The following is a 12,697-nucleotide window of genomic DNA, read 5'->3' on the forward strand; positions in this document are numbered from 1 at the left end:
CATGAAAAGTACGATGATTGTATCAGCAGCCCTGCTATTTTTGGCCGGCTGCGCTACGCAGGCAGGATCCGGCAATAAGGATGATGTATTACAGTATGTAGATCCTTATATCGGATCTGCTGCACATGGGCATGTATTTGTAGGGGCCAGTGTGCCTTTCGGAGCGGTGCAGGTAGGACCCACCAATATTACCCAGGGATGGGACTGGTGTTCCGGATATAACTATTCGGATAGTGTTATCAGAGGATTTTCTCAACTCCATCTCAGTGGGACAGGCATTGGCGATTTAGGAGATGTGCTCATGATGCCTTATTTAGGGCCGCTGCGTACAATGACTGGGACGCAACAGGATCCGACTTCCGGCTATAGCGCTCATTACAACCATAAGGAGGAGCAAGTAGCCCCTGGTTATTACAGCGTAAAATTAACGGATAATAATATCAAGGTCGAACTCACGGCCTCCGAACGTGTCGCTTTACAGAAATATGATTTTCCTGGTACCGATAGTGCCCGGGTAATCATTGATCTTGAGCAGGGGATCGGCTGGGATGCACCGGTGAAAACGCATATTGATCGTTTAAATGATACTACGCTTATTGGTTACCGGTTTTCCAAAGGTTGGGCAAATGATCAAAGACTCTGGTTTGCTATTCGCAGCTCTGAGCCAATAAGCCGTTGGGATGTTTTTGATTCTACCGTCTTCAAATCCAATGACTCTCTGACAGCGGTCAGAACCAAAGGTGTTCTTTCTTTTGGCAAGGACCTGAAATCGGTTTCTTTTAAAATCGGCATTTCTCCTGTCTCCAGTATGGGTGCTATTGCTAATATTGATGCAGAAATGCCCGGCTGGAACTTTGCCGCCATTAAAGATCAGGCGCAGGACAGTTGGCGCAAGGCCCTTGGCAAAATCGAGATTGAAACAAAGGATACTGCTAAAAAGCGGGTTTTCTATACGGCGCTGTATCACACGATGATTGATCCGGTTTTATTTAATGATCATGACAGTACTTACAGAGGTACTGATAAGAAAGTGTATGAACATGCAGGTTTCCAGAATTATTCCGTGTTTTCTCTTTGGGATACTTACAGAGCACTAAATCCACTTTATACACTGATTCAAAGAGAAAGGGTCGTAGATTTTATTAGCTCCATGCTGGCCATTTATCAGCAGCAGGGCAAATTACCGGTATGGCACCTTAATGGCAATGAGACCAATTGCATGGTAGGCTACAGTGCTGCCCCGGTTATTGCGGATGCCATCGTTAAAGGCATTGATGGATTTGACAAAGAACTGGCCATGGAGGCCTTGGTCAAAACCGCCAATACAGATGAATTTGGTTTGAGTTACCTGAAAAAACTGGGTTATATCCCAGCTGATAAGGAAAATGAAGCCGTGTCAAAAGCATTGGAATATGCAGTCGACGACGGTAGTATTGCGCTTGCTGCCAAAAAACTAGGTAAGACAGATATCTATGAGACTTTTGCTAAAAGAGCCCAGTATTATAAAAGGTATTTTGATAGTACAACAGGTTTTATGCGCGGTGTGATGAGTGATGGCAGTTTCAGGACACCCTTTAATCCTTTTCAGTCCGTGCATAGAGAAAATGATTATACAGAAGGCAATGCCTGGCAGTATATCTGGTTGGTTCCCCAGGATGTACATGGCCTGATCCATCTTTTTGGTGGAGATCAACCATTCATAAAGAAACTGGACAGCTTATTTGTGGTAACCGGAGATCTGGGTGCTCAGGCTTCTCCAGATATTTCAGGGCTCATCGGTATGTACGCACAGGGCAATGAACCCGAGCATCACGTTCCTTATCTTTATGACTTTGCAGGACAACCCTGGAAGACTGCTGAAAAAGTACACGAGATTGCCACTAAGTTCTATACGGATAAACCAGATGGCCTTTGTGGCAATGATGACTGCGGTGAAATGAGTGGCTGGTATGTACTTTCTTCCCTGGGATTTTACCAGGTCAATCCGTCAAATGGTATTTTCGTTTTCGGAACGCCATTTTTTGACAAAGCAACACTTAATGTCGGTAACGCAAAATCTTTTGTGATCACTGCAAATAACCTGACGGGTAAAAACATCTATGTTCAGTCAGTCAAGCTTAATGGCCAGCCATACAGCAAATCCTTTATTACTTACCAGGATATCATTAGTGGAGGTAGCCTTGAGTTTACGATGGGAGAGACCCCTAATAAAGATTTTGGCGCAGCACCTGCAGACAGACCTCAGGATCAATAATTGATACAATCTGTAAGGAAAAGCAGGTGGTTATTGAGTGGCACACTGCGATAAATTGTAGATAAGTAAGAAAAATTAGAAAATAAGTAGAAAATTTAAAAGCAGCTATTATCCATAAATAGGGTAATAGCTGCTTTTTTAATTTTTAATTTTAATCATGCGTAACTTTTTATGCTTTGTGGTACGGCCGCACATTCGTTTTGCGGTTAATTGTGCGGGGCCAATCAAAGTATTACGCTAAACAGGACCATGATTTATAGCTGCAGGCTACTATGCATTATCTGCAGCGTTTTTAGCGGCCTTAGCTGCGGCATCTGCCGCATCACTGGCCTTGGCAGCTGCCTCCGCAGCAGCGTCACTGGCTTTTGCAGCTGCTGAAGCCTCTGAACTATTGATTTTGCTTTTCAGATTATCTGTTGTTTCCTGGGCTTTGTCCTTTAAATGCTCCCAGGCATCCTCCGCTTTATCACCTAGATCGGCGGATTTTTCTTTTACCGTATCCATGGCTTCTGACGCCTTTTCCTTGGTGGCGTCCCAAACCTCTTCGGCTTTGTCCTCAATGTTTTCCCAGGTGTCTGCGGCTTTATCCTTTAAATGCGACAAGCCTTCTTTTGCTTTGTCAAAAAAACTTTTTTCTTCCTGCTGATTTTGTTCGCTCATAATAATTCGGGTTTTATAGGTTTATAGAAATAATTTACCAGAACAAATTAATGAAAATCAACCTAATTTGTTTTTATCAGCTATTAATATTTCGTTATTTCTGTCAAATTTTAGTGCTTTGAGCCAGAAATTTATGGGATAAATGGCAAAGAAAACTGCCGACCTACGCTTCAATTCTCTCAGCGATAGACCGGCAGTTTTGTCAAAAACGGGATCCCCAAAATAGACTTTACAATTGGCCATGTTAATATAAATATGGCAAAAGGGTGCTATTGAATCACTTTCTCAATATGGGTAAACTGTCCCTGGGTGTTCATGCCCTCTAAGATAATCCGATAGGATTTGGTGATATCATTATTAAAAAACTTAAATCGCACTTCATGATCCTGGGGTGTGGTCATAATTAAAGAATTCCAATACAGGGTAGAACGACTATCTACTTTGTTTAAATCCTGGGTCAGGCTGAGGTAATCCGGTACATAGAATTCTTTAATTAAGGAGTAGCCGGCAATGGTTTTATGTGGCATGCCTTCCCCTTTTTCTTGTTGAACATCTCCGCCTTTACGGGTGTAAACGGCAATGGCGCCTCCGGGGCTGCCACCAAAACCACCCATAAATGGCGGCCTGAATACTTTGACCATGGCAATATCGTTCATACTGATATTGGATAACTGACTGGCATCCTGTATGGGCATTTCATCTAAAAATAAGGACGGCGTGCTGCCTCTCCAGGTCATGGACGGCGTACCACTTTGTGCATTGGAAATCTGCAGACCGGCCACCCTGCCTTGCAGGTAACTAAAGACATTAAAGGAGCTTTGGGCAGAAATATCATTCAAAAGATCAAAAGTGTAACCATTATCGCTTCTAAACATCCCACTGGTATACTTTTCATTGAGTTTTTCTTCCGGTGATTTTGTTTTGGCTTTTACGGTAACATCTGCCAGGTTGGTCTCCATATGCATGGCTGCCCAATACTGATCAAATAGTCTTCTGCTGGCAGCCAGTCCACTGGTATCATACACCCTGGCTTTGATAATATCATTTGGATCCAGAGATACTTCACCTGGAGATTTCAGGCGGTCTTGCATAAAATTAATCGTCGCCCGACGGTCCATCGTGTTTTTCTTACCGGCAAATTTATAATAGACCTGTAAGGAGTCAAAAAAGATGGTATTGGGGTCATTAAAATTGCCATCTGGCTCTATTTGAACCATGATAAAACGGCCGGTCGTGTCTTGCTTTGATTTAGCAATGGCCACCAGTGTATTATTGGTGGCTATCTGTGAAGGGGTAATACCATACACTTTTCCGGAAAAAGTCAGGTAACTGGTATCGGCAGGATAGGTGATCTTAGGATCCTCATGGGCCATCAGTTTATCCCAGTTATATCTTCTCCAGCCATGGGTCAGCATCACCAGATCCAGGTTCTGTTGAACCTTGGCCGAGGTATCTGAAAAATAATAATAAGGATGGTAAACCCGGCCCTTAATCTGAGAGCTGAGCAGCATTCTGGAAATCAGGTTGCTGGAGCTGTCCGTGCCAATACTGGCGTCGGTGACAGCCACCGACAAGTTGGCCGGGACTGAATCCGTTACATTGATGACTATTTCATTTTGCCCTCTTTTGTCGAAGCTGAGTTTGGAAAAACCGACTTCCGGATGAAATTCTGCTTCCCCGTTATTGACAAAAACAATTCTTTCTGAGACGGGTTTCCAGGCAGCGTCAAATAGTGTCAGTTGCAGGATTCCACTGGGGAAAGATGCTGTGGGAATCGCACCACTGACCATGGTTTTATCTTCCAGTGAAACATTAGCCATATAGACCAGTTGCTGATAGGTAGTGGCAACAATATGCAGGGTCTTGAGATTGTCCGGTGCATTTTCTGAGCGCTGAATTGCAAAAAGTGTGGAGCCGGCAGACGGTCTGGCTACCAGCGCCGCCCCTGCTGATTTGACTTCAGGTAACTTAGTTGTTTGCTGCTGTCCTTTATCATCAGTCCAGGTAGCCGTATAGACCTCTGAACTGTTAGGCAGCAAGTGAAAACTACCCATACCATCATGTTCAGGACTGATTACTGCGACTTCTTCGCCTTTAGAATCTTTGACCGTACCATTGACTTTAACCGGCTGGCCATACTGATTCTCGGCCATAAAAGCCACTCTGGTGTTCAGCCCGGCAATCAGATCACCGCCTTCGGGGAAAAAATAAAGTTTGGTGACAGTGGCCGGTGGAGCGCCTTTGATTCGTTTGGAAGCAGGTTGGATTATGGTCAGATCCTTATTGAAGAGAAATGAAGTATCAAAGTTCAGCATCCATTTTGTGTATGCCCTGACATGTAACAGGTTGCCGTGAATGCTGTCTGGCACCGTAAATTGACCTCTGGTAGTGCCGCCGGCTATGGGATAAGCGTCATGGGCCAGGACTTTACCGTGCTCATCGCTGAAATCTACATACAATGTTTTGCTCAGATTATCGGGCATAATGCCGTTGACGATATAAGCTTTGAACCAAATATCCTCCTTTGCGGCATAGTTATGGCGATCAAATTGCAAATGGATTCTTTCCTGGGGAAATTTAGCGCCGTAATTATTAATCAGTGTGTCAATGCGCTGGGCATGAATGGTTTGTGTTGCAGTGCTAAAAGCCACCACCATCAGGCAGCAGCCCCTAAAAAAGTTTTTCGCGAAACGCAGTGTCATGTGTACAGTAGGTTTATAATGAACGATTAATAACTCGTAAAGTAAAAAAAATATCCCTCTAAGTTAAGGGATATTTCTGTAGTAGCTGTTCTGCTTTGAAGGTGAACTTATAATGTTTTCTAAAAAAAAGGCTTTTTCCGTAAAGTAGCTGATCCAATGTCTTTTAAAACGGGGGCGCTTCATCAAATCCGGCATCAAATTCATTGCTGTTCATCTTGCTTTGCACCACTTGAAAGCTACCCTTATTACCATCCAGGGCGCCACCCCCAGAACCGCCGGTTGGACCGCTTTGTGGCAATGTTTGCCAATTGCCGGCATTAAAGTCACCCTGACCACCCATGTCCTCAAATTTCTGGATATCCAGTCTGGCCTTCAGGATAATGGTTTCCAGAGAACCATTACGGTGTTTGGCTATTTTAATATGGGTTTCCCCTTCTATAGATTCTCCCATCTCATTGGCCTGGTTTTCATAATACTCGGGGCGGTAAATAAAGATAACCATATCCGCATCTTGTTCAATGGCACCGGATTCCCTAAGGTCACTTAACTGCGGAACCTTACTTTCTTTTCTGGATTCTACCGCACGGCTTAACTGCGATAGGGCAATTATAGGAATCATTAATTCTTTGGCCAGTACCTTCAGGTTCCTGGAGATGGTACTGATTTCCTGTTCGCGGTTGGTGTTCTTGTCACCCGAACCGCTCATCAACTGCAGGTAGTCGATCACGATCATCCCTACTTTGTTCTTATTGACCAGTCTTCTGGCCTTGGCCCGAAACTCAAATATATTGAGCGCAGCCGTATCATCAATAAAGATGGGAGAGGTCTCGAGTGGTTTGATGCCTTTGGCCTGCAATTGCTTGTATTCATAATCTTCCAGGTTCCCACGGGAGATCTTTTCCAGCTTGATTTCACTTTGCGCAGAAAGGATACGTTGTACCAACTGTGCAGAACTCATTTCCAAAGAAAAGAAGGCGACGGGAACGGGGTTGGTCGGGTGCATGGCTGCATTGCGGATCAGATTGAGGGCAAAGGCCGTTTTACCAACCGCCGGACGGGCAGCCAGGATAATCAGGTCACTGGGTTGCCAGCCATAAGTAACTTTATCCAGGCTGGGGAAACCGCTGGGTACCCCGGAGATTTCATTGGTCTGAAGCCGGAGCTTATCAATACGCTCCAGGGCTTTGGCCAGGGCATCTCCAATGTCATCGTAGTTCTTTTTCAGGTAGTTATTGGTGATATTGAAGATTTTCTGTTCCGCATCATCGAGTAAATTAAAAACGTCGGTACTTTCTACATAGGCTTCAGTAATGATTTCCCCACTGATTTCTATGAGTTTACGTTGAATGAATTTTTCCAGCAGGATACGGGCATGCGTTTCAATATTGGCCGAAGAGGTCACCGACATGGTCAGCTTGGAAACGTAAAAGGCGCCGCCTACCAGATCCAGCTCCTCCGAGGATTTTAACTCCTCTACTACCGTTAGCATATCAATGGGCATATTTTTCTGGGCCAGCTTCTCACAGGCCTTAAAAATAAGCTGATGGGCATCGACATAAAAGCACTCTGCACGTATGATCTCAATGACATTATCGAAAGCTGCCTTTTCAAGCATGACCGCACCTAATATCGCTTCTTCCAGATCTCTTGCCTGTGGGGCACTTTGCCATACATCATAGCGTTGATATCGGTGGATGGCTTTTTACGACTGGTTTTGCGGTTAATATTCGATAAGTTGTCCATTTATATAAAGTAATTTAAGTATATGTTGTGTCGCTTCGTCTGTTTTTATGATGAAAGGCTACCTATAACATCCAGATTACTTAAGGTAACAATTTGTTCATAAAAATTTAAAATACCCAGCGATTTTGAGCGAATATAGCAAGGCTCCTCGTGGGAAAAAACTTTGTTTATCTGATTATTTTTACATACCCAATGCACAAAGATATTAACAGTTTTCCTAAGTTTATGCACAAACTGGTTAAAGTTATCCACTGGAATTTGGGTTTATACAGTAAACTGCTTGTTTTATCCACAATTGCCTGTGCAAAAAGAAAAAGCATAAATACCTGGATTACCGCCTGGAAATTCGCTATTTTTTAAACTTGGAACCACACTGAATAGGGGTAAATAAAAGGCTTATGACTGTTATTTTTTACTTGGAATATTATATAAATTAAGTGAATTTTGCCACCGAACGGACCATTTGCAAAAGTTACCGGACCTTTTCAGCAGACTTAGTGGTCATTTAAAGTGAATTTTTACGGATGGAGAAAACCTCAAGCAGAGCAAAGATGAAAATAGCAATTATAGGGAGTGGGAGTTGGGCCACAGCGCTGGCAAAATTACTAACGGATAACCAGGTAGAAATTTATTGGTGGTTCAGAAATACACCTGCCATGGAACATTTTCAACAACGAGGCCATAATCCGACCTATTTGTCCAAATCTTTTTTTGATCTGAGCCGGATTCATTTTAGTGATTCACTGCCCTATGTAGTGGAAAATGCAGATGCGGTTTTACTGGCTACGCCTTCTGCCTATCTGCAGCAAGCACTTGAAGTCCTGCCTACCGACGCCTTTGATCATAAATTAATTATATCTGCCGTCAAAGGAATCCTGCCTGAGAGAACTGAATTGATCAGCGATTACCTGGCTAGAGTCTTTAACTTGCCTTTGGAGCGGTTTTATACGATTTTAGGACCTTGTCATGCGGAGGAAGTGGCCAGTGAGAAATTATCTTATCTCACTTTTTCTGGGCTGGATATAGATACCTGCAAAAATATTGCAGCGCTTTTTGAAACGCTTTATCTGAATACACGGGTTAACCATGACGTTATTGGTGTTCAATATGCAGCAGTCATGAAAAATATTTATGCCCTGGGCGCTGGAATCGCTCATGGACTTGATTACGGGGATAATTTTCTAAGTGTTTTTATTGCCAATGCCGCCGATGAAATGGCTGGGTTCTTAAAACAGGTGACTGCCTGTCGGGAACTTCAACAAATGCCTAATTATTCCAGCTCAGTCTACTTAGGGGATTTACTGGTGACTTGCTATTCCCTTTACAGCCGTAACCGGATGTTTGGTACCATGATCGGCAAAGGATATAGCGTCAAAGCGGCGCAATTAGAGTTGGGTATGGTGGCTGAGGGCTATAACGCCAGTAAATGTATCCATGATCTGAACGGAAAACTGGGTGCCGCCTTGCCTATAGCACATAGCATATACCAGATACTCTGGGAAAATAGCCCAGCTGATACAACACTTCTGGAGCTAGAGGCCATTTTGAATTAATAGCAGCTGGATCATAACAAAATACTGGCGCATATAAATGGAAATGGTGGCGGCAACTATTGCCTTCACCCATCATGTCATGGCTTAATTCAATCTCCCATAACCATTTGGCCAGTATGCATTTTCTTATGCGAGTAAATGCTGAGGTTTCAATAATTACAACGATTAACCCCGGTTTAAAAAGAATGTTTTACTATTGCCTTCTAAAATGGTAAAACCAAGTATAATGAATCAGTTGCTACGGACAGATAAACAGATTTTAAAGGAAATCATACCAGGGCTTCTTCTGGATAACATAAGGCCATATAATTTACTTTGGTGACCGACCGGTCCTCCTTTTCTTACTATATATGCAGCTATAATGCATTTGTAATGCCTATAATGGGCACTGCTGCCTACTTATTACATCTCGTCATAATCTGCAATCTCAGTCTTTAAATTTCATTTATTTTAAAAGAACCAAAAAGGTAAAAAGAGCAATACGGGCAACGTATTGCTTTGCCGTTTACCGTTTACTATGGGGCTTTATGAGTGGGGACAGCCTGTTTTAAAACAAATGAAAGCATTTTGGCTTTCAGGTAGTTGCAGTGACTGGAAAATGCAGTTATGATTATTGGTGCAAAAGTGCGTCAAGTAGATTATCAAAGCCAATATCTGGCTATTACAGTTAACTTTTATCAATAAGAAAATGGTCTTAAATAATAATAATTTATTGGAAGATTTATCAAAATACAATCCCTTATTGTCTATTTTCAATGAATTGGAACTGCTTGATAATGATAGCCTGTGGAAATTTTTCAGCGAAGAAAACCTAAAGCTGCTGGCGAAATTTATTCTGAAAGACAGAATTCCAGGATTAGATTATAGTCGGATGGAAATTGTGAACAAAGAGATTCAGAATATTACGCTGATGAATTTTAATTCACAAAAGCGGTATGTGGATAAGCTGGTGAAAATTTACAGGAAGGCTGATCCGACCAAATTTATATTGTTACATATTGAATTTCAGACAGAAGCAAACAAAGCATTTGCAGAAAGATCAGGACTTTATAACATTCGCCTCAGGGTTAATAACGATTGCACGATTGTCACAATAGCGATCGTCCATAGGGCTGCTGCCAATTATAAGCATATGCATCAATTTGATAAACGAAACAATGGAACTTTGGTTCGTTATCAAGGATATATCATTGATCAAATGATTGAAAGAGAATTTGAAAAGGATAATTGTGTAGTCAGCCAGGTGTTCCATGCGATCTGGCTTTATGAGCATAAAATGGAATTTTCTATCCAGGAGTTAATCGATAAATTTCTGAAAATCCTTAAAAATGTTTACGCATTTGAATTTAAAGATGATCAACATTTGAGTCTTTTGTTATTTGTACTAAAAAACGTCCAAAAATGTCTGTCTACATTTGAAAATTTTCAGATCTTTGTTAAACAATTAAACGAACTAAATTTAAATTCAAAAGTTATGGATGCACTTGAAAGTTGGAAACATAGATTAGAGGCTAAAGGGATGGCTAAAGGGTTGGCTAAAGGAAAGGCTGAATCAGTATTGAATGTGGCTAAATCTTTACTTAAAATGGGATTATTCCCTTTAGAAAATATTGCAGAAGCCACCAACTTAAGTCTTGGAAAATTAAAGGAATTACAAGCTTCGCTCCAGTAAAGCGACAAATCGGTTTAATGGTTCCCTTTCATTAGGCTAGGTTGTTAGCCTAATTTTAAGTTTTCTTTCTGGCGTCTGTTCGAATAGGTAACTAGTAGTAAGCAAAGAGGATCTAAATTTAAATTCAAAAGTTATGGATGCACTTGAAAGTTGGAGACATAGATTAAAGGCTGAAGGAGCGGCTAAAGGAAAGGCTGAATCAGTATTGAATGTGGCTAAATCTTTACTTAAAATGGGATTATTCCCTTTAGAAAATATTGCAGAAGCCACCAACTTGAGTCTTGGGAAATTAAAGGAATTACAAGCATCTCTCCAGTAAAGCGATAATTAAGCCTAGATTGTTAACCTAAAATTTAAGTTTGCTTACTGGTTTCTGTTCGAATAGCTAAGTAGTAGTAAACAAAGAGGAACTAATTTTAAATTCAAAAGTTATGGATGCAATTGAAAATTGGAAACAAAGATTAAGGGCTGAAGGAAAGGCTGAAGCTGTAGCTGTAGAAAGAGAAAAAGCTATTGGGAGCGCTAAAGCTTATTTCAAAGTGGCCATATATTTACTAAAAGATGGAACCCTGTCCTTGGAAGAAATTGCACAAGTCACCACGCTAGACCTGGATGATATAGAAACATTGCAAAAAGCCTTACAGTGATTTAACCATATGGATTGCTCGCAGATATGCCTGAGTACTGATGATCTAGGTAACAGTCTGGTAATTGAAATGTTTGTCTTGCTACGGAAATAGGCCTTATGTCAAAAAATTATAGTAAAAATGGTTTTAGATGGTACAACCTGCAATCAGGCCATATTTCGATAACACCTTTATCAGATAAAAAGCATGACAGCAATATGATCAGCAAAATGTTTGCCCGCTCTTGTCAATACTAAATGGTTATTGTAATGGACAAGATGACCTTGCTCGATGGCTTTTTTTGCCTGCTGTGCAAGAACTTCTACTGCCTGGCCACCAAATTTTTTTTCAAAGGACACTAGATCCAGTCCTTCCATCATTCTTAACTGAATCATAATGGTCTCATTAATTTGATTGTCAATTGTTAGGTGCTCCTCAGTGGAGACCACACCTGTTTTATTGATACCTTGTAAGTAAAGCGGATTGTTATCGATATTCCACTTTCTGGTACGAAGACCGTCATAGCTGTGCGCTGCGGGCCCTAATCCCAAATAGGGCTGTCCCTGCCAATAACTGCTATTGTGTCTGCTTCTGTAACCTGGCTTCGCCAGGTTAGAAATCTCGTAATGTTCAAACCCGTTTTGAGCAGCCCAGTCCATTAACAGCTCAAAATGCTGGCTTTGTTTGCCATTATCAACTGGCGGAATCTTTCCTTTTTCTATCAGCTTAAATAAGGCCGTTTTGGGCTCTACTGTCAAGGCATATGCGGATAAGTGCGGCGCACCTAATTCGGCGGCTATTTGAAGGTTCTCTTGCCAAAGTGCATCGGTAAGATAAGGGGTACCATAGATCAGATCCAAGGAATAGTTTAGCATACCAGCCTCCACCGCCCATTTTATAGCCTGGTAGGCTTCTTTTGCCTGGTGGGCCCTGTTCATCCACTGCAAATCTTCATCGATAAAAGATTGTACACCAATACTGAGCCGGTTTACGCCGGCTGCCTGCCAGTCTGCAAGTATCTGTTGATTAATGTCATCAGGATTTGCTTCCAATGTGATTTCTGCATTTTTATCAACAGGATAGTTATTTTTTATGCATTCTATCAATTCGCTGATCCAGGCGGCTGGTAAAATGGATGGCGTGCCGCCACCAAAATAAATGGTGGCAATGCTGGGCGCATTGCCGCTTTGCTCCGGATCAAAGTAATGCTTTTGTAATACAGTCTCTTTTAGAAGACTATCTACCATTTGCCTGGTATTATACCGGGTAGTAGAAAAATGAAAGTTACAATAGTGGCAGGCCTTCCTGCAATAGGGAATATGTATGTAAATGCCAGCCATAATTTAAATAGAATGGTAAAGGTAGGGTAGTTTGTATTATTCAGCAATTGCAAATGCTGAATAATAGGCAAGTCCCTTCCATCACAGGTTGATGCACATTTAAATACCCTGAACAGGGAGTTGGAAAATCTTTAAGCAATAAGCAGA

The 12,697-nt window shown here is 41.8% G+C and carries 9 protein-coding genes; 5 read left to right on the top strand and 4 right to left on the bottom strand.

From position 1 onward, the window contains the following. Position 1: 1 nt before the first annotated feature. A complete protein-coding gene (locus FSB73_RS14800; RefSeq protein ID WP_146783776.1) occupies positions 2-2,254 on the top strand; it encodes a GH92 family glycosyl hydrolase in 2,253 nt (750 codons plus the stop codon). Between the two features lie 270 nt (positions 2,255-2,524). On the opposite strand, the gene FSB73_RS14805 is transcribed toward FSB73_RS14800, so the two are convergent. The 3 genes from FSB73_RS14805 to dnaB all read right to left on the bottom strand — a co-directional run bounded on the left by FSB73_RS14805 (position 2,525) and on the right by dnaB (position 7,231). Further along, positions 2,525-2,914 (bottom strand): YtxH domain-containing protein, encoded by a 390-nt coding sequence (locus FSB73_RS14805; protein WP_146783781.1) that lies wholly within the window; start codon positions 2,912-2,914, stop codon positions 2,525-2,527. 269 nt (positions 2,915-3,183) lie between these two features. After that, complete coding sequence (locus tag FSB73_RS14810; RefSeq protein WP_146783786.1) at positions 3,184-5,616, bottom strand: TonB-dependent receptor plug domain-containing protein; 2,433 nt, start codon at positions 5,614-5,616, stop codon at positions 3,184-3,186. A 163-nt stretch (positions 5,617-5,779) separates the two neighbouring features. Further along, positions 5,780-7,231: a replicative DNA helicase gene (gene dnaB / locus FSB73_RS14815; RefSeq protein WP_262712341.1), complete on the bottom strand. Its 1,452-nt coding sequence runs from the start codon at positions 7,229-7,231 to the stop codon at positions 5,780-5,782. Positions 7,232-7,910: 679 nt separating this feature from the next. Between dnaB and FSB73_RS14820 the strand changes: the two genes are divergently transcribed. The 4 genes from FSB73_RS14820 (at position 7,911) to FSB73_RS14835 (ending at position 11,231) form a co-directional block, all read left to right on the top strand. Beyond that, positions 7,911-8,912, top strand: a complete 1,002-nt coding sequence (locus FSB73_RS14820) for an NAD(P)H-dependent glycerol-3-phosphate dehydrogenase (RefSeq protein ID WP_146783791.1) — start codon at positions 7,911-7,913, stop codon at positions 8,910-8,912. Positions 8,913-9,624: 712 nt separating this feature from the next. Further along, entirely contained in the window at positions 9,625-10,584 is a 960-nt protein-coding gene (locus FSB73_RS14825) for an RpnC/YadD family protein (RefSeq protein WP_146783794.1), read from the top strand. Positions 10,585-10,717: 133 nt separating this feature from the next. Beyond that, positions 10,718-10,903 carry a hypothetical protein gene (locus tag FSB73_RS14830; RefSeq protein ID WP_146783797.1) on the top strand — a complete coding sequence of 62 codons (186 nt, stop codon included), beginning with the start codon at positions 10,718-10,720 and terminating at the stop codon, positions 10,901-10,903. 112 nt (positions 10,904-11,015) lie between these two features. Continuing rightward, positions 11,016-11,231, top strand: coding sequence for a hypothetical protein (locus FSB73_RS14835; RefSeq protein WP_146783800.1), 216 nt, complete (start codon positions 11,016-11,018; stop codon positions 11,229-11,231). Positions 11,232-11,404: 173 nt separating this feature from the next. Here the strand turns inward: FSB73_RS14835 and hemW are convergent, their stop codons facing one another. Continuing rightward, the gene (hemW, locus tag FSB73_RS14840; RefSeq protein ID WP_146783804.1) at positions 11,405-12,550 is read right to left on the bottom strand and encodes a radical SAM family heme chaperone HemW; all 1,146 of its coding nucleotides are present in this window, start codon (positions 12,548-12,550) and stop codon (positions 11,405-11,407) included. Positions 12,551-12,697: the final 147 nt, after the last annotated feature.

The organism is Arachidicoccus ginsenosidivorans, assembly GCF_007971385.1.
GTDB lineage: Bacteria > Bacteroidota > Bacteroidia > Chitinophagales > Chitinophagaceae > Arachidicoccus > Arachidicoccus ginsenosidivorans.

Excerpts from the sequence above, each read along its gene's own strand:
- FSB73_RS14800 (WP_146783776.1), top strand. The coding sequence starts at position 2 with ATGAAAAGTACGATGATTGTATCAGCAGCCCTGCTATTTTTGGCCGGC.
- FSB73_RS14805 (WP_146783781.1), bottom strand. The coding sequence starts at position 2,914 with ATGAGCGAACAAAATCAGCAGGAAGAAAAAAGTTTTTTTGACAAAGCA.
- FSB73_RS14810 (WP_146783786.1), bottom strand. The coding sequence starts at position 5,616 with ATGACACTGCGTTTCGCGAAAAACTTTTTTAGGGGCTGCTGCCTGATG.
- dnaB (WP_262712341.1), bottom strand. The coding sequence starts at position 7,231 with ATGCTTGAAAAGGCAGCTTTCGATAATGTCATTGAGATCATACGTGCA.
- FSB73_RS14820 (WP_146783791.1), top strand. The coding sequence starts at position 7,911 with ATGAAAATAGCAATTATAGGGAGTGGGAGTTGGGCCACAGCGCTGGCA.
- FSB73_RS14830 (WP_146783797.1), top strand. The coding sequence starts at position 10,718 with ATGGATGCACTTGAAAGTTGGAGACATAGATTAAAGGCTGAAGGAGCG.
- FSB73_RS14835 (WP_146783800.1), top strand. The coding sequence starts at position 11,016 with ATGGATGCAATTGAAAATTGGAAACAAAGATTAAGGGCTGAAGGAAAG.
- hemW (WP_146783804.1), bottom strand. The coding sequence starts at position 12,550 with ATGGCTGGCATTTACATACATATTCCCTATTGCAGGAAGGCCTGCCAC.